The sequence below is a fragment of the Vibrio sp. CUB2 genome, assembly GCF_001557945.1.
GTDB classification, from domain to species: Bacteria; Pseudomonadota; Gammaproteobacteria; order Enterobacterales; family Vibrionaceae; genus Vibrio; species Vibrio owensii.
On the sequence record NZ_LNRB01000004.1, the window covers coordinates 279,782 to 295,880 of the forward strand.

13 protein-coding genes and 1 pseudogene are annotated in these 16,099 nt (G+C 46.1%); 9 read left to right on the forward strand and 5 right to left on the reverse strand.

Going from position 1 to position 16,099, the window contains the following annotated elements; genetic code table 11:
* Nucleotides 1-5: 5 nt before the first annotated feature.
* Nucleotides 6-1,007 carry an AraC family transcriptional regulator gene (locus ATB78_RS08260; RefSeq protein ID WP_061008360.1) on the forward strand — a complete coding sequence of 334 codons (1,002 nt, stop codon included), beginning with the start codon at nucleotides 6-8 and terminating at the stop codon, nucleotides 1,005-1,007.
* A 72-nt stretch (nucleotides 1,008-1,079) separates the two neighbouring features.
* Here ATB78_RS08260 and ATB78_RS08265 read toward each other — a convergent pair whose 3' ends face one another.
* Nucleotides 1,080-1,769, reverse strand: coding sequence for a hypothetical protein (locus tag ATB78_RS08265; protein WP_038893570.1), 690 nt, complete (start codon nucleotides 1,767-1,769; stop codon nucleotides 1,080-1,082).
* 12 nt (nucleotides 1,770-1,781) lie between these two features.
* Nucleotides 1,782-3,323 (reverse strand): hypothetical protein, encoded by a 1,542-nt coding sequence (locus ATB78_RS08270; protein WP_061008361.1) that lies wholly within the window; start codon nucleotides 3,321-3,323, stop codon nucleotides 1,782-1,784.
* Nucleotides 3,324-3,692: 369 nt separating this feature from the next.
* Between ATB78_RS08270 and ATB78_RS08275 the strand changes: the two genes are divergently transcribed.
* Entirely contained in the window at nucleotides 3,693-4,385 is a 693-nt protein-coding gene (locus ATB78_RS08275) for a response regulator transcription factor (RefSeq protein WP_009704784.1), read from the forward strand.
* A gap of 3 nt (nucleotides 4,386-4,388) precedes the next feature.
* Entirely contained in the window at nucleotides 4,389-5,711 is a 1,323-nt protein-coding gene (locus tag ATB78_RS08280) for an ATP-binding protein (RefSeq protein WP_061008362.1), read from the forward strand.
* Here ATB78_RS08280 and ATB78_RS08285 read toward each other — a convergent pair.
* Nucleotides 5,683-6,348 (reverse strand): pyridoxamine 5'-phosphate oxidase family protein, encoded by a 666-nt coding sequence (locus ATB78_RS08285; protein ID WP_061008363.1) that lies wholly within the window; start codon nucleotides 6,346-6,348, stop codon nucleotides 5,683-5,685. The two genes, ATB78_RS08280 and ATB78_RS08285, sit on opposite strands and share 29 nt — an antisense overlap.
* A gap of 100 nt (nucleotides 6,349-6,448) precedes the next feature.
* Between ATB78_RS08285 and ATB78_RS08290 the strand changes: the two genes are divergently transcribed.
* Nucleotides 6,449-7,879: a PLP-dependent aminotransferase family protein gene (locus ATB78_RS08290; protein WP_061008364.1), complete on the forward strand. Its 1,431-nt coding sequence runs from the start codon at nucleotides 6,449-6,451 to the stop codon at nucleotides 7,877-7,879.
* A gap of 20 nt (nucleotides 7,880-7,899) precedes the next feature.
* On the opposite strand, the gene ATB78_RS08295 is transcribed toward ATB78_RS08290, so the two are convergent.
* Nucleotides 7,900-8,505 carry a TetR/AcrR family transcriptional regulator gene (locus ATB78_RS08295; RefSeq protein ID WP_020194114.1) on the reverse strand — a complete coding sequence of 202 codons (606 nt, stop codon included), beginning with the start codon at nucleotides 8,503-8,505 and terminating at the stop codon, nucleotides 7,900-7,902.
* A gap of 179 nt (nucleotides 8,506-8,684) precedes the next feature.
* On the opposite strand from ATB78_RS08295, the gene ATB78_RS08300 reads away from it, so the two are divergent.
* Together ATB78_RS08300 and ATB78_RS08305 are read left to right on the forward strand one after the other, a co-directional pair.
* Nucleotides 8,685-9,782 (forward strand): efflux RND transporter periplasmic adaptor subunit, encoded by a 1,098-nt coding sequence (locus ATB78_RS08300; RefSeq protein WP_061008365.1) that lies wholly within the window; start codon nucleotides 8,685-8,687, stop codon nucleotides 9,780-9,782.
* Entirely contained in the window at nucleotides 9,782-12,832 is a 3,051-nt protein-coding gene (locus ATB78_RS08305; protein ID WP_061008366.1) for an efflux RND transporter permease subunit, read from the forward strand. The genes ATB78_RS08300 and ATB78_RS08305 overlap by 1 nt, the downstream gene beginning before the upstream one ends.
* 61 nt (nucleotides 12,833-12,893) lie before the next feature.
* Here ATB78_RS08305 and yjeH read toward each other — a convergent pair.
* A pseudogene (yjeH, locus tag ATB78_RS08310) lies at nucleotides 12,894-14,155 on the reverse strand (L-methionine/branched-chain amino acid transporter).
* Between the two features lie 176 nt (nucleotides 14,156-14,331).
* Between yjeH and ATB78_RS08315 the strand changes: the two are divergent.
* From ATB78_RS08315 to ATB78_RS08325, 3 genes are read left to right on the forward strand one after another with little or no spacing between them, the layout of a single operon-like run.
* The gene (locus ATB78_RS08315) at nucleotides 14,332-14,787 is read left to right on the forward strand and encodes an Lrp/AsnC family transcriptional regulator (protein WP_005442432.1); all 456 of its coding nucleotides are present in this window, start codon (nucleotides 14,332-14,334) and stop codon (nucleotides 14,785-14,787) included.
* Nucleotides 14,784-15,161 carry a nuclear transport factor 2 family protein gene (locus ATB78_RS08320; RefSeq protein ID WP_061008367.1) on the forward strand — a complete coding sequence of 126 codons (378 nt, stop codon included), beginning with the start codon at nucleotides 14,784-14,786 and terminating at the stop codon, nucleotides 15,159-15,161. Before ATB78_RS08315 ends, ATB78_RS08320 begins: the two co-directional genes overlap by 4 nt.
* Nucleotides 15,151-16,065, forward strand: a complete 915-nt coding sequence (locus ATB78_RS08325) for a LysR family transcriptional regulator (RefSeq protein ID WP_061008368.1) — start codon at nucleotides 15,151-15,153, stop codon at nucleotides 16,063-16,065. Before ATB78_RS08320 ends, ATB78_RS08325 begins: the two co-directional genes overlap by 11 nt.
* Nucleotides 16,066-16,099 lie beyond the last annotated feature (34 nt).

A 16,099-nucleotide genomic window follows, 5' to 3' on the forward strand; every position in this document is an offset into this window, starting at 1 on the left:
TGGTTATGAGAACAGTTCGGTTTATTCGCGCCATGGGTATTTTAAACATGAATAACCTAGCGTTATCTAAGTACAATTTGAGCTCAGATGAGCTTGGTATACCTGCTTCGGTGTTTCATAACCCGATGGGTTTAATTCCTTTGAGGGCGGTGTCCGAATGGTATCGACGTGTTGAAGAGCGAAGCAATGACCCAGATGTGATATTGAACCTTAGCCGAGACATCGAGCTGCAAAAGCTTGGCCCTGTGGGGCGTTGGCTGTTTTCTGGCAATGACTTAGCTAGTACGATTCGAAGAGTCAATTATGGTACGAGTAATCTTCAATCTGGTGCCTTCTTTGCGGGTGAACAATCCGGAAAAATCATCAAATGGACCTATCATAATCCCTTTATTGAAACCTCAGTGAAAGTGCACGACAGCATTCGTTGTGCAATATTCATGATCAAAATCTTACGCGAGTTTTTGGGTGAAGATTATCAACCTTTGCGAGTGATGATTTCTGGCTCTAGGAAAAACAGTGCGCTCTATAAAGAGTACTTTGGTTGTGAAGTGGAATGGAGCCAACCCAAGACAGAAATATGGATTAACGGCGATGACCGTCTTGCTTCGCGACAGGTAAATCATCGTGAAGACAACCGTTTAGCGATGAGTTTTTCCGATTTGGATGATTTACTCAACATGCCCGATCCAGAAGATGAGCTGAAAGTGATTTATGAAGTGGTGAATTACAGTAGCCATTATGGGCTTCCTACACTTGAACGCGTTTCTACATTGTTGGGTTTGTCCGAGCAGCAGTTTCAACGCCGCTTACACAAATTAGGGCTGAACTTTTCAACCGTATCTGGCTATGTACTGAGTAATATCGCCGCAGAGTTGCTGAGTAAGCAAAATAGTATTGACGATATCGCACTGCGGCTTGGCTACACCAATGTAGCGAGCTTCAATCGCATGTTCAAAAAGCACCGAGGCTTAACACCGAAACAGTATGCAGCGCGACTAGAAAAATAGCCTGACAAGGTGTGTATTAACAAAAAAGCCCTCTAGGTTGAGGGCTTTGGTTTTTATGCGTTATTTAGACGCTTATTCTTCAGGGCGCCAGCTCAGTGCACTCGCAACGGCACCGATGGCAACCACATCTTTTTGTTTATCGTTAAGCTCTGGCAACATCTGTACGGCAATTGTGCCGTTCGTTTGCACTGCTGCAACTTCTTGTGTACCTTGCTTGAAGCTGTAACCCAATGGAATGTCTACCGCCATCATGGAGTCAGGACTCGTGTGAACGGTTTCTACATTAAAATGCGTGTTGCCAACTCGAACGACGCCTGTCTCTTTTTTCTCTAGGCTGATGTCGATCAACGCGGATTTCGGTTCCATCGCAAACTCACCGACTTTTTTACCATCTTGGGTAATGTCACAGGTGTATGGATCGTTGCCACCAAAGTCAACGCCCATGTAGTTAACCGACATGCCGCCGCCTGTGCAGTTTAGGAGCCAAGTTTCACCGCTGTCTATGCGAGTCACTTCTGCACCCATTGCGCCTTCTTTAAATGAGATGCGATTGAACCAGCTTGAGTTTGAAGCACTGCGCGAATATTTGCCTTTGTACTTGCCAGCAAAATCAAAATGGCCATCTGCACCGAACCCCCAAAAATCGCCGTCGGTTTTCACCAACATTTCTGGTTGCGCTTTTACTGCATCAGTACGATCCATGACAGCAAGGCCACCACAACCAACAAGGAATAGGGGAGCGAGTAAAGTAAGTTTCTTCATGTTTTTCATTTTTTATAGCTTGGTTACATCTAAAGTTTGATCGGTGAATTGGATGTTCTGAATGTCGTATAGCTCGTCAGTGCCTGTGCTAGGACACTCAACAGAGACGTTCTTCGCTTTGATTACGATACATTCCGCCAGTTTGTGCGGCACGATGTAGGTGTTGACGCCGCCTACACCATAAATACTGTTGTCTTTGCTGTTGCCTTCAAACGTGTTGTCTTGGTCATTACCGATGACATTGATTGCGTCGTCGCCAACGATTTTCACTTTTGTCAGCCACTGAGATTTGTAGGTGTACGCTTCTACCAAACCGTCTTTGTTTGGTGACATACGGAAGGTCGGCACTGTGCCTGGATTCGTCTTCTCTGTGTAGAGTTTGACGCCTGCAGAATCGATGTTCGCAGTGTATTGCAGATATCCGTGGAATAAGCCGCTAATCCAATCAACCGCTTGTGGATCTTGGGTTTGCATTTCCTCACGCGTTAATGCTTGGTAGCCGTCTAAGCCTTGCCCGTTTGCTTTTGCTACGCCCATGTACGCTTCAAAAGCGGCAGCAAAATATTCGTGAGAGTAAGAAGGGCCTGTTTGCTTAACACGTTCTGGATCGAAGTCGTCTGATTCCCAATCTTCCCAATCATTTTGTGTCGGGCGCCATACCGTTGGTTTGCCGGCTTGAATATCGTTATAGATGCTTAACGCATGAGCTTGAATGTCGTTTTGAAGTGTCGCAGTCGACGCGTTAGGTGCAATGCCTTGCGCTTGGACCAAGTGTAGAATTTCTTCAAAAGCGGCATCACGGTCGGCGTGGTTGCCAAGATTGGCACAGTAATCAGCAAAGTTACTCATGTAATGGCAATCGCCTTCAACCGTGAGTTCTCGGTACATTAGAGATTGGCTGTTCATGAGCCAGTTTGGCGTGTCTTTGCTGCTCATTAGTGTCGTTATCAAAGACTCCACTAATGTGTCCATGTCGTCTTCGTTAAGCGCCATCATGTCAGCAATAAACTTGTCTAGTGAACTGGTATCAAAAGATTGAGATAACCCTGAGTCTGCGACGGCATCATTCAACTTGTCTTGACGAAGTAGCTCACCAATAAAAATCTTGGTTAGCATTTCGTTATTCTGGTCATCGTTTGCTGTCAGCATTAGTGTCGCATCACGGTCGGCTAATGTCTTAGCGATACCAGACTTGTCGGCGCCGTACTTAGAATCCGGTTGGTTTGTGAGTAGGTGTTGGATGATTTTTGCGGCACGAAAGATTTTTTCATTATTCACACCGTCATCAACCGCCACAATGTGAAATGCATCGTCGCTGTTTGCTTCAGACAGGGAGATTTTTACGTAGTGGGTGAAGCCAGCATCTGCCGCGACTTTTAGCTCGGCAGGAAATTCTGTAGAAACGACAGTAGGGATAATAACGGTGTTCAATGTTGGGGTTGGTGGCGTTGGAGGTGTGGTTGTCGAGGTTTTCGAATTTGAGTCACTACCACCGCAAGCTGTTAGGCTAACCGCACACAACATGGCTAAAGGCGTTAATCGAGCGAATTTCATTTTTGTATTACTCACAGGCTGAGGGTTCGGTGGGAATTTAGGGGGAACAGAAATATCTGTCTATATGAGCAATCTGAGTCATAATGATTAGAAATGTTTTGTTGTAAGGTTTTTAATTCGACAAAACCAAAATAATAAAGGATTTATATATTGTCGCGGTTGGTTTTAGTTGCTCAATGTTCTGCATTTGATTTATAAACTGGTCATTTGCTCTAATTGTCTTATTTTTAGTGTGGTTGGCTTTTATAAATGTATGGTTTGTAAGTGTTTGTAAGCGATCTCTTGTAGGAAAAAGTGTCGTGCATGTGGGTTGCGCCCTACAAAACGAACGATATACTTCTTCTGTTTTATAGATGGAGTGAATGGTTCATGGGTGGCAATAAAATCTTGCTAGTAGAGGATGATTCTGAGATTGCTCGACTAACCAAAATGTATCTAGAGGCGGAAGGCTATCTAGTTACAGTGGTCGATAATGGTCTAAACGCGTTAGAGGCGATTAAGGAACTCAAGCCGGAATTAGTGCTGTTAGATTTGATGCTACCCGGCAAAAATGGCGCGGAAATATGCCAAGAGGCGCGAGAGTTCTACCACGGTATCATCATTGTTTTAACCGCGACGGATGATGAGATGAGTGAAGTCAGCTTGTTTAAGTTTGGGGCTGATGATTACCTGACTAAACCGATCAAAGGTAATATTCTGCTCGCCCGTATTGAAGCCGCCTTGCGTCGCTATCGCCGCCAAGTGGATACCGTAGAAGAGACTGAATTGAGTCGATATGGTATTGACCTCTGCACCCGTCGTTCCAAAGCTTACTACTTGGAACAAGACATCGACCTCACGGACTCTGAATTTGAGATCCTAGAACTTCTAATGCTCAACGTCGATAAGCCTGTCTCTCGAGAGTCATGCTGCCGTCTCGCCCGGGGTATTGAGTATTGCATTACCGACCGTTCCATTGACATGCGAATCTCCTCGCTCAGGAAAAAATTTTCCAAGGCTCATATCCATACCGCAACCATAAAAACCGTGCGCAATCGCGGCTATATGCTCACAGGGAAGTAGCGCATGTTTTCCATGTTTACTCGTCTTTACGTGGGGTTGGTGACTGGCCTCGCGTTAACTGTCGCGTTGTTCCTTTTCATGGGCGACGAGTACATGCGTAAAACAGAAGCAGGTATCTTCTTAAGCGACGGTGCTTACTTTGTTGACCAGTATATCGAGCAGCGAGGCTCTCCCGATTCACTGTACAAAAAGCTCACCGCCAACGGAAAACAAGATTTCTTTATCTTCGACCTCACATTGTTGAAAAACTGGGATGGCTCACCCCCGTGCTTGGATTGCGAGTTGCTTTATCGTATGCAAGGGGTACCCGTTTATTTAATCGATGACAGTATCTACGCTGCGGTGTTTCCACTTCCTAACACGTCAGAGAGTTTGGTATTCAAAGAAAAGCGTGACTTTTTCAGTCCAGATATCGATTGGGATGAAGATTCCGAGATCATTTTCGTTCTCACTCTGTTACTTACTGTGGTGTGCAGTTTAGGTGTCATGGTTTACATCCCTGTGCGTCGCCTTGATCGCCAGATCCGACAGCTAACAGCCGCACAACAACAGTTTGGATCTGGTGAGTTGAATACGCGAGTCGAGCTAAAGCAATTTTCGCAACCCGTGAAAGAACTTGCTCAAGGCTTCAACAGCATGTCAGAATACATAGAAAGGCGAGTACGCCAGACACACATCTTTACCCAAGCTATCCCTCACGAAGTACGCACTCCGCTCAGCCGAATTCAGTTAGCGACCGATTTAGCAAGGCGCACCAGCGGTGAAATGCAGGCAGAGCTGCATGATGATATTGAACGGTACGTTGATGTCGTGACGGATTTAACGTCCGACATTGTCATGCTGTCTCGTTTGAGCGTCAAAAACCATTCTTTGAACGATTCTGTTGAAACCATTGAACTGCCGCTTTGGTGTAAAAGCCGAATGAATTACCGAGGCTTAGAGTTCGCCAAGTTGACGGTAGAAAATGAACTCGCGTATCAATCCATTCACTTGCAACCGACTTTAGGCAACCTTGTCCTCGATAACTTGCTACAGAACGCAAAACGTTACGGTGAATCTTGCGTTGAGGTGACGATTCGATCGGTTGAGCACTTCTGGATTGTTGATGTCGAGGACGATGGTCCGGGTATCCCTGAAGCAATGCGAGAAGAAGTGTTTGTTCCATTTTCGCGTTTAGACAAAAGCCGCAACGCCGACGTGAAAGGCTTTGGTTTAGGGCTTGCCATCGCTACCAGTGCAGCGAGGCAATTAGGTTGGGAACTTTCTGTCGGCGAGAGCCACTTAGGCGGGGCACGTTTTACGGTACTAATTCCTGCCAACGATTAGGATAGGCACTGCGGTAATCTGGCTCAGCAATACCTTCATACAAATCGTCACAAGCTTGCAGTGGGCCTACGACGGTTCGGTAGGGTAAGACACCAGCCCAAACAGGAATGTCCATGTCTTCCGCATCGTCATTGACGCCAAAATTGCTGATTTTCACGGATGCTTCTGTGAGTGGAATACGCAGTAGCATGGTGGCTTTGAGTTCTTTCTCATTACTCAAACGGACTTCTTCGGTTCTCCCCGGAGCGATCTGTTCGATAAAGTGATTCAGTATTCTGTCTTTCTCTTGGTTACAATCCACAATCTCAAACTGACCAAAGACCACAGCGCTACGATAATGCGCGCTATGATGAAACGCACTTCGAGCTAATACCCAACCATCAAACAAAGTAAAGGTTAGGCACGTTTGCACTCCTTGTTTGAGTGAGCGTAACAATCGACTGTTGTTGGCTCCATGGATATACACGTAATCATCGACACGCCATGCCAACATGGGAATAACTACAGGGCCAGACTCGTTGGTTATTGCAACATGAGCGATTAGGCTTTCATCTATGATGGCGTGCAGTTTGTTAACATCAGAGACGGCTTTATGTACGCCTTTCTTAATTTCCGTTCTATTGGTATTGGATAACATTTTCTCTCCTTATTTGCTCACATGGACGAGCACTTGCTCCTCAATCTCTGATTGCAATGTAGCGTTTAACTGGTAGCTTAAAGAGAGCCAGTTTTAACTAATGGATGGATCCAGTTTGTCTTTGATTGATATCGGTGACCTGCATTTAAAAGAAAGTGATGGAACGCGTCAGCAAGCGTTGTTTTTTGCTATCCGTGAGAAGATTGTTCAAGGGTTGTGGTCGAAGAATGGGAAGTTGCCGTCTACACGAAAGCTGTCACAAGAGCTTAATCTCAGTCGGAATACCGTGATTTCAGCCTACGAGCAGTTGGTGGCGGAAGGGTACTTGAACAGTCAGAAAGGTTCGGGCTTTTATGTTGCCGTAGAACTGCCGGAGCAGTATCTACCTGAACCGAGTTCAATCAAGACGGACTCTTCACCGAAAACCAACTTTGATATCAACCGCGCATTTGCACCGGGTGTGCCTGATTTGGAAGCGTTTCCGATGGCGCAATGGCAAAAGTTACTTGCTCGCCATCTCTCCCGTTCCTGCTTGTTGGGGAATCAAGATATCCAGGGCAGTTGGACATTACGCTGTGCTTTAGCTGACTACCTTGCATCAAGCCGTTCAGTGAATTGTTCCCCAGAGCGCATCATTATTACCTCTGGGGCGCAGCAAGCGTTGTCGATTGCGACGATGGTTGTCCTCGAGCAAGGCGAAAAGGTTCTGATGGAGCAACCGGGTTACGCGCAAATGCGGAAGCTAATTCAATTCCAGCAGTATCAATTTGAGCCTTTGTTCGTACGAGAAAAACTAGGCTTTGATGTGGAAGCGGTGACCACAAGCGATGCCGATGCACTGTATATCACCCCAAGTAATCAATATCCCATGGGCACCACACTCAATACCGAGCAAAGAGGGAAGATCATCAATTGGGCAGTCGAACAGTCACGCTGGATCATCGAGGACGATTATGACAGCGAATTCCAGTTTGCTCATCGCCCCTATACCAGCTTACAAGGGCTAGCGGCTCAAATGGGTCGAGATGATCGCGTGTTGTATGTGGGTTCTTTCAGTAAAGTGATGTTTAACGGCTTACGGCTTGGTTACCTTGTGGTTCCTGAACGTTTAGTAGAGCAATGTTTGGTGGTTAAAGATGCGTTAAGTGGTGATTCACCTACGCACACACAAGAAGCGTTGGCTGATTTTATTACTGAAGGTGGGTTATTACGTCATATCCGCAAAATGCGCCGACTGTACAAAACTAAGTATGAGCAGATGTGTTTGGCGGTTGAAAAGCACTTTGGCGATAGAGTTGCGGTGATCAGTCAGGCTGCTGGTCTCCATATCACTTTAAAGTGGCAGCAGGGTATTGATGAACACGCATGGACGCAGCGCGCTCAGTCAAAAGGTATTGTGCTGCGTCCGATGAGTTTTTATGAGCATTCAGATTTTAGAACGCGAGATTGGCAAGGTGCAGTCTTAGGCTACGGCAATGTCGCGCTGAGTGAGATTGATGCTCTGGTTGAACAGCTTTCTGAGTTGTTTTAGTTGCTGAAGTATCACTTTAACTAACGTTGAATCGATGCTTCACAGGTGCTTGAGATAACAAAAACAAGATGTTCGATCTTCTGCTCTATTTCGTCTGAGGATGGAAGTGGTTTCATGTTGAATACGAATGGCCACAAAAACAGGCCATTGAACAGGCTAGAATATGTATTAGAAAGCAAAGCACTATCAATGTGTTGTATTGCATTGGCCTGTTGTGCTTCCTCAAACCATTTCGCTAGGACGTGAGAACGATACAGCTTTGTTATGATTTGTTGAGCCATTTCTGGTTGGCGCAAAAATTCAGCCATCACCACACGAGTAAAGGGAATTCCATAAGTTTTGTAAAGAATTTCCACTTCATTCCGAGTTATGGCTGTCAGTTGTTCAGCTAGGCTCTTATGTGCATCAAACGGATAATGATTTTTTTCATCGACGCTTGATTTGATGATGGCAAGTATCGACTCAAACAATACTTCCTTACTCTTAAAGTGACGATAAAGAGTTCGCTTTGACACCCCTGCAGACGCGCATACTCTATCCATATTCGCCTTGGTAAACCCATGTTCAATAAACTCTTCTTTAGCCGCAATAATAATGGCTAAACGCTTTTCTTCTATGAGTGCCATGGTCTCTCTCCTTTATGCGTTCAAGCCAATCTAACAAATTGATACAAACAGGTAAACTTTTGAGTTTACCCTGTATTGAATTGGTCTTAAAATAAACTCCGAAGTTTACCTTTTTACAAAATTGTCACATAACTGTTGGCCGGTAGGTTTATCGGTCACGCTCTTGGAGTGAAGTATCTATGGTCGTAGCAAAAGTTGGCCAAAAAGTTCTTAAATTGAGTGTAACCTCGGCATTGTTGATGTCCGTTATTAACCTTAGCGGCTGTGGTAGTGAGGCGAATACTTCAGTGGTTGTCCCTACTGCTAAGCCTGCACTTACCGAGGTAGTTAGTACCCAGTTAGCAACGGAGCTCAGCTTTAATGGCATCGTGCGTGCTGCAGATAGTGCAGATCTCGCTTTCCGAGTAAGTGGAAAACTGACCAATATTTTCGTTAAGGAAGGAGATGAAGTAAGCAAGGGGCAACTGCTTGCTTCCTTAGATGATCGAGATGCAAAAAACGCATTGGTGTCAGCGCAATTAGAGTTTGAGAATGTGTCTCGTGAGTACGAGCGAGCTCAAGCTGTATTTAAGAAAAGCCAAGCAATTTCAAAGGCTGACCTAGATACCATCACGACACGCTATAACCTTGCTCGTACACGCGTGGAGGATGCGAAACGTCATCTAGAATACACCCAAATCTTTGCTCCTTTTGATGGTGTGGTTGGACGCAAGTTGGTTGACAACTACATCCAAGTCCAAGCAAATGCACCGATCCTGATTGTTCATAATATTAATGATCTCGAGGTGGTCATCCACATTCCGCATAAAGTGATGCTCTCCGGCAAAGAGGAGACCAAAGCGATTGCTGAAATCTCAGCCATTCCAGGTCAATCTTTTCCATTAAAGCTGCGCACAGTTGCGACCGTTGCAGACCCTGTTTCTCAGACTTATCCGGTTGTGTTGGGCTTCGAGCACTTGAACGGTTTCCATGTATTACCGGGAATGGCGGTGAAAGTGTTGCCAGTTTCTTCTTCTGGTAAAGCTCAGAATCAACAAATTACCTTACCGCTGACGTCTATTGTCCCAGATAACCAAGGCAAGCAATTTGTCTGGGTGGTTGGTAATGACAACAAAGCACAGAAGCGTTATGTGGCGATTGGTGCGCTCAGCAAAGATCGCATTATTGTCACGGAACACCTTTCGTTGGGTGAGAAGGTGATCATTGCTGGGGTATCAAGTGTGAGAGAGGGTATGGAAGTTCGCCCTTACACGGATGATCGCGCTGGAGTACAATGATGGACATTGCACGTTATACCATAGCCAAGCGAACCAGTGTTTGGGTGCTGATTGCTCTGATACTGTTAGGTGGTTACATCAGTTACCTTAAACTAGGCCGTTTTGAGGACCCTGAGTTTGTTATTCGTCAGGCGGTGATTGCAACCCCATACTCAGGTGCGACGGCACAGGAAGTCTCTGATGAAGTGACCGATGTTATCGAAGGTGCTGTTCAGGCTTTGCAAGAAGTCAAAGAAGTGAAATCCGTCTCGATGCAAGGAATGTCAGAGGTCACGGTCGAGATCAAGTTGGAGTTTGCAGGCAGCGCCGCAGAGCTACAGCAAGTATGGGATAAACTTCGCCGTAAAGTGACAGACGCACAGCGCCAGCTTCCACCGGGAGCAGGGCCATCAATTGTGAATGATGACTTTGCGGATGTGTATGCCTTGTTCTTTGCCGTTACTGGTGAAGGGTTCAGCGATAAGCAATTGCAAGATTATGTCGATGGTTTACGTCGTGAAATCGTACTTGTTCCGGGTGTAGCGAAAACAGCGACGCTGGCACAACAGCAAGAAACCATCTTCGTAGAAATCTCAAGTGAGCGCTTAGCCGAATTTGGTGTATCAGTTGAGAAAGTGTTTCAGGTTCTGCAAAAGCAAAACTTAGTCACAGTAGCTGGTAGCATCGAAACCAATGCGATGCGCATTCCTGTGATCCCAAGTTCCAATATTGACTCTGTTGCCGACCTGAAAAACCTACAAGTCGGGTTGGGTAACAACAATACAGTGCTTCGTTTAGGCGACATTGCAGACATCACTCGCGGTTACCAAACACCAGCAACCATGTTGATGCGTTTCAACGGTGAACGAGCAGTGGGCTTTGGTATCTCCAACGTATCCGGCGGTAACGTGGTGGATATGGGAGATGCAGTAAAAGCACGCTTGGCCGAGTTGGAAAGTCAGCGTCCACTGGGGATGGAGCTGAATGTGATTTCGATGCAGTCAGATTCTGTGCGCGCATCGGTAGCGAACTTTATCGACAACTTGATCGCAGCGGTTGGCATTGTATTCGTCGTGCTTTTGCTGTTTATGGGCGTACGCTCGGGCGTCATTATCGGCTTTGTTCTTCTACTAACCGTCGCAGGCACGTTGTGCATTATGCTCATTGAAGATATTGCAATGCAGCGCATCTCTCTTGGGGCGTTGATCATTGCCTTGGGGATGCTGGTGGATAATGCGATTGTAGTGACCGACGGCATCTTGGTTCGTTTTCAACAAGATCCAGACGCTGATCGCAACACTGTGGTGTCTGAAGTTGTCGATGCAACCAAGTGGCCTTTGTTAGGAGGAACCGTCGTTGGTATCTGTGCATTCAGTGCGATTGGTTTATCGCCTTCAGACATGGGGGAATACGCAGGTTCTCTGTTTTGGGTGATCCTTTACTCAATGCTCCTTAGTTGGGTATTCGCAGTCACAGTAACACCAATGCTGTGTCACGATTTCCTCAAAGTAAAAGCGGCAAATGCAGATAAGAAGCCTAGTCGCGTCGTGGCAAGCTACAAGTCACTGCTCGCATGGGTATTGAAATACCGCATCATCAGTTGTGCACTGTTGTTGGGAATGATGACAGCAGCAATTTGGGGCGTGAAGTTTGTACCTCCGGGCTTTATGCCGGAATCTCAACGCCCGCAATTTGTTGTGGATGTTTACTTGCCGCAAGGCTCTGATATCAAACGTACTGAAGCTGTGGTCGCGAGTATTGAGCAAGATGTGAAAGCCAAAGAGGGAATTACCAACATCACTAGTTTTATTGGTGGCGGCGGCTTGCGCTTTATGCTGACCTACGCGCCAGAAGCTCGTAACCCAAGTTACGGTCAACTGCTGATTGATATCGACGATTACACAAAGATCGCTCCTTTACTGGGTGAGCTTCAAAGTGAGTTAGAAGCCAAATACCCAGATGCGTCCATCAAAGTGTGGAAGTTCATGCTTGGTCGCGGAGGTGGCAAGAAGATAGAAGCTGGTTTCAAAGGGCCTGATAGTGCGGTGTTGCGTCAACTGGCAGAGCAAGCGAAAGCCATCATGCTAGCAGACAGCAACTTGATAGCGGTTCAGGATGATTGGCGTCAACAAGTTCCTGTGCTTCGCCCGGCATATTCTGCCGAAGAAGCGCAAAGATACGGGCTGACAACGATGGAAATTAATCAGGCCATCGCGCAAACCCTAACAGGCCGAAACGTGGGCGTGTATCGAGAGGGAGATGATTTGATCCCAATCGTTGTCCGTGCGCCAGAAAGTGAGCGCAGCCACCAACGTGCGATTGAAAATACGGAAGTTTTTAGCCCAACGGCCGGTGCTTATATTCCGGTAAGTCAACTAGTTAACTCTGTGGATGTGGTATACCAAGATGCCATTTTGCGTCGAATTGACCGCATGCCGACGATTTTGGTGCAAGCGGATCCCGCACCGGGAGTATTAACCGCGGATGCATTCAAGCAAGTACGCTCTCAAATTGAAGCCATCGAGTTGCCAGCAGGGTACGAGTTGAAATGGTATGGGGAATATAAAGCGTCGAAAGATGCCAATGAAGGGCTAGTTATCTCAGCGCCATACGGGTTTGCTGCGATGATTCTTTCGGTGATTTTTATGTTCAACGCACTGCGTCAGCCATTGGTGATTTGGCTAACGGCACCGCTCGCGGTTGTCGGCGTCACCGTGGGGCTTATCATCTTCCAAACACCGTTTGAGTTTATGGCCATTCTCGGCTTCTTAAGCTTGATTGGTATGATGGTGAAAAACGCGATTGTTCTGGTGGACCAAGCGGATGTTGAAATTCGTGAAGGTAAAACACCGTATACCGCGATTATTGATGCAGCACTAAGCCGTGCTCGTCCGGTTTTACTAGGCGCATTCACGACTATTTTGGGTGTTGCCCCGTTGTTGGTTGACCCATTCTTTAAGAGCATGGCGGTGACCATTATGTTCGGTCTATTGTTTGCCACGATTCTTACTTTGGTTGTCATCCCGCTGTTTTACGCCATTTTCTTCCGCGTAAAAATAGAGACGGCGTAAACTATCGTTAAAACTTAAGAAGGAGCCATTTGGCTCCTTCTTTTTTGGGTACTTGTTTGACTTATTCAGTCACCCGTCTAGTGTGCTTTTTTCGCCATTGCTTCCACGGTAAAGAGAGCACAGCAAAAATAGTAACGGCGTAAAGCATAGACCAACCTAAGCAAATGAATACTGCGGTGCACAATACAAGAGAAATTCCTGCGAGGATCTTTCCCCAACCTTGTAGCAATTTGTAAGCAGCAAGCATTGCTAATAGATAGACCAGAACAAAAATACCATTCGCAAGTTTAAGGAAGAACTCCAAATCCAATCCGGATAGCGAACCAATAACACAAGAAGCAAGCAATATAGCGCCGACGATTAACGTGGCATTTGCTGGAACGCCTCGAGCTGACACTCTCGCGATAGCACTGGTTGGCTTGTGTTCTCTTGCTTGCGCCCACACCATTCGAGCCAGACTTTGAGTGTAGAGGTTCACACTCGCAAAACATGCAGAGAAGCCGATAACACTGATTAACCACTTGGCATGATCACCAAATAGGTGGGCACTTAGCCAAGGAATCGATGCACTGTCGAACTCTGCACTGCCGTAAGCACCAAATTTTAGTATCACAACAGAACATGCCCAATAGGTGGCGCCCGCGACAAAACAGCCAACGATGATGGCAATTGGGAAGTCTCGTTGTGGGTTCTTAAACTCTTCGCCCATATGAGCAAAAGCTTCTATCCCAACAAAACACCAGAACATCACGCCCAAAGCCGCTGCAATCGACCACGTTGAATCCATCGTAATGACAGGCATGGTTAAATCGACAGAACCAACATCGCCTTTCCACAGAATGCACCGACCAGAGCAAAAATACTCAGTGCGATAATGGTTTGTAAGCGACCTGATGATTTGGTGCCGAGCAAGTTGACCACCATTAACAGAGCGACCGTGAGAATTTGGGCGAAAAGGTGATTACTAATGGACTCTGGTAACAGTTGTTGTAAAAAGCCTGCAGCAAGTGCGACAGCGGCAGGCACACCAACAGGAATGACGCTAACAAACAACCACGCCACGCTGCTCTCTAGCTTACTGTTGAAGGCTTTGCGGACAAAAAACGCCGTGCCGCCAGCACTTGGGTAGCGTTTGCCTAATTGAGCAAAGGTAAGGGCGATAGGGCAAATAGCGATGAATAAAATAATCCAAGCCCAAAGCGAAAAGTGACCTGCAATGCCAGCGGCAATCGCTGGGATCATAAATAGACCTGTGCCCATTAAGGTTGTTGAGAGCTGACCGATTCCGGATATCAGCGTAATGTCTTTTTTGAGTTGTTCCATAACGACCTCTGAACGTCTAGGTAATGCAAGCCATAAGCATATCTAAATTCTGCACAGCAAAATGATGTTGTCGACCGTCAAAATGACGGTTGTTTTGCCGATAAACCGCAAATTGTCGGTTTTCAATAAGTTGTAAATGAGTAGAATGACAAAATTAAGGAAAGCTTGGTGATGTTATGGACAAATTTGATCATCAGATCATAGACCTCTTAAGGCAGAACGCCCGTCTCTCTATTACTGAAATCTCAGAACAAGTTAATTTGTCACGTTCTGCTGTGACCGCACGAATCAAAAAGCTTGAAAAAGACCAAGTGATTCTTGGCTACCATGCCGATATTGCAACATCGAAAGAATCGACGATTTGCGCGTATATGGCGCTGAAGTTTGATACATCAGCCTCTAGCCATCACTGTGATAATTACGCGAACGATCTGTACAAAATTGATGGCGTGAAATGGTGCCATGCGATCAGTGGTGAAACCGATATGATGTTATTCGTCGAAGTGCCGAATATCGCTCGCCTCAACGAGATTCGAGACTATATCCAAAGCTATCCAGAACTTCGTAACGTGATGACACATACCGTGTTAACGGAGTTTTTCAATACCACAGGGAGCAAGTTCGTAAAATGACCGAGAAAGACATCGTCCTCAATTTTTGGAAAGTAATGGCAAGCAATGACTTCTATGCGGCAGCGGAACTCCTCGCGCCCGATTGTGAAGTTGTTTGGCCGCTGACAAAAGAGGTCATTCGTGGCAGAAGGAATTTTGCCCAATTGAACTCTGCTTATCCAGCAGAAGGTGAGTGGACTTTTACGATTGAGCGTATTGTGGGGGAAGGCGAACAGGTGGTCACTGATGTGATAGTAAGTGATGGGGTTCGCTCTGATCGCGCGATTACTTTCCACACTGTGCGAGATGGATTGATTTGCAAGCAAGTTGAATATTGGCCAGAAGAGTATGCAGCAGCAGATTGGCGCTCAAAGTGGGTAGAACGTGCTGAATAACATTAACCTGAATCTGCTGCGCTCTTTGCATGTATTGCTTGAAGAGTGCCATGTGAGCAGAACTGCAGAGCGTTTGCACATCACCCAATCCGCAGTAAGCCGTCAATTAGCGCAGTTACGTGAATTGTGCGGTGACCCTTTATTGGTTCGACAGGGTAACCAACTCATTCCAACACCAAGAGCATTGCTTCTAAAAGAGAAGTTGGATGACTTATTAGCAGAGTTCGATCATCTTCTCGATGATAAGCCTTTTGAACCTGAGGATTGGAAAGCAGAGTTAGTATTTGCATCAAGTGATTATGTCGCCCAATACGTCCTCCCTGACATTGCCTCTCACTTGAGTGGCTTTGCTCCTCAGTTAGATATGGCGTACCGACTATGGCAGGCAGACTTTCTAGATAAGCTTCATGAGACTGGTATTCATATCGCGTCTTCCATGTATCCAGAGAAGCCTCAGGGTGTATCCAGTGTGAAGATTGGTGAAGACTCATCAGTTTGTTTGATGAAAGCTTCTCATCCGTTAGCAAAGCAAGACAGTATCAGTGTTGAAGATTTAATTTCTTACTCCCACATTAAAGTCACAGGTGGTGGGGACAAAGATTCGTACACCGATTTAGCATTGAGAGAGCTAGGGCATACACGTCACATTACGTTCAAAGTGCCTTTCTTCTCTGCTGCCATCAATCGCTTAGTTTCTAGTGAACATCTAATGGTGGTTCCAGAGCATATTGCGGTCAATCTTGCGAAGCATTGGGACTTAGCCCATAAAGCACTGCCTCTCGAAACGCCTATTCATCAGTATTGGTTAATGTGGCATCCAAAATACGATACGGATCCTGCGCATAAATGGGTGCGCGAAGAGATTCGTTCGGTCATGCAGATCTCAGAGTATTCCATCCGATAATAAATGCCTTATTAGGTTATGATTTGAAATCATG

Coding starts and splice junctions, on each gene's coding strand:
- ATB78_RS08305 (WP_061008366.1), top strand. CDS start 9,782: ATGGACATTGCACGTTATACCATAGCCAAGCGAACCAGTGTTTGGGTG.
- ATB78_RS08270 (WP_061008361.1), bottom strand. CDS start 3,323: ATGAAATTCGCTCGATTAACGCCTTTAGCCATGTTGTGTGCGGTTAGC.
- ATB78_RS08295 (WP_020194114.1), bottom strand. CDS start 8,505: ATGGCACTCATAGAAGAAAAGCGTTTAGCCATTATTATTGCGGCTAAA.
- ATB78_RS08265 (WP_038893570.1), bottom strand. CDS start 1,769: ATGAAGAAACTTACTTTACTCGCTCCCCTATTCCTTGTTGGTTGTGGT.
- ATB78_RS08280 (WP_061008362.1), top strand. CDS start 4,389: ATGTTTTCCATGTTTACTCGTCTTTACGTGGGGTTGGTGACTGGCCTC.
- ATB78_RS08300 (WP_061008365.1), top strand. CDS start 8,685: ATGGTCGTAGCAAAAGTTGGCCAAAAAGTTCTTAAATTGAGTGTAACC.
- ATB78_RS08275 (WP_009704784.1), top strand. CDS start 3,693: ATGGGTGGCAATAAAATCTTGCTAGTAGAGGATGATTCTGAGATTGCT.
- ATB78_RS08315 (WP_005442432.1), top strand. CDS start 14,332: ATGGACAAATTTGATCATCAGATCATAGACCTCTTAAGGCAGAACGCC.
- ATB78_RS08260 (WP_061008360.1), top strand. CDS start 6: ATGAGAACAGTTCGGTTTATTCGCGCCATGGGTATTTTAAACATGAAT.
- ATB78_RS08290 (WP_061008364.1), top strand. CDS start 6,449: ATGGATGGATCCAGTTTGTCTTTGATTGATATCGGTGACCTGCATTTA.
- ATB78_RS08320 (WP_061008367.1), top strand. CDS start 14,784: ATGACCGAGAAAGACATCGTCCTCAATTTTTGGAAAGTAATGGCAAGC.
- ATB78_RS08285 (WP_061008363.1), bottom strand. CDS start 6,348: ATGTTATCCAATACCAATAGAACGGAAATTAAGAAAGGCGTACATAAA.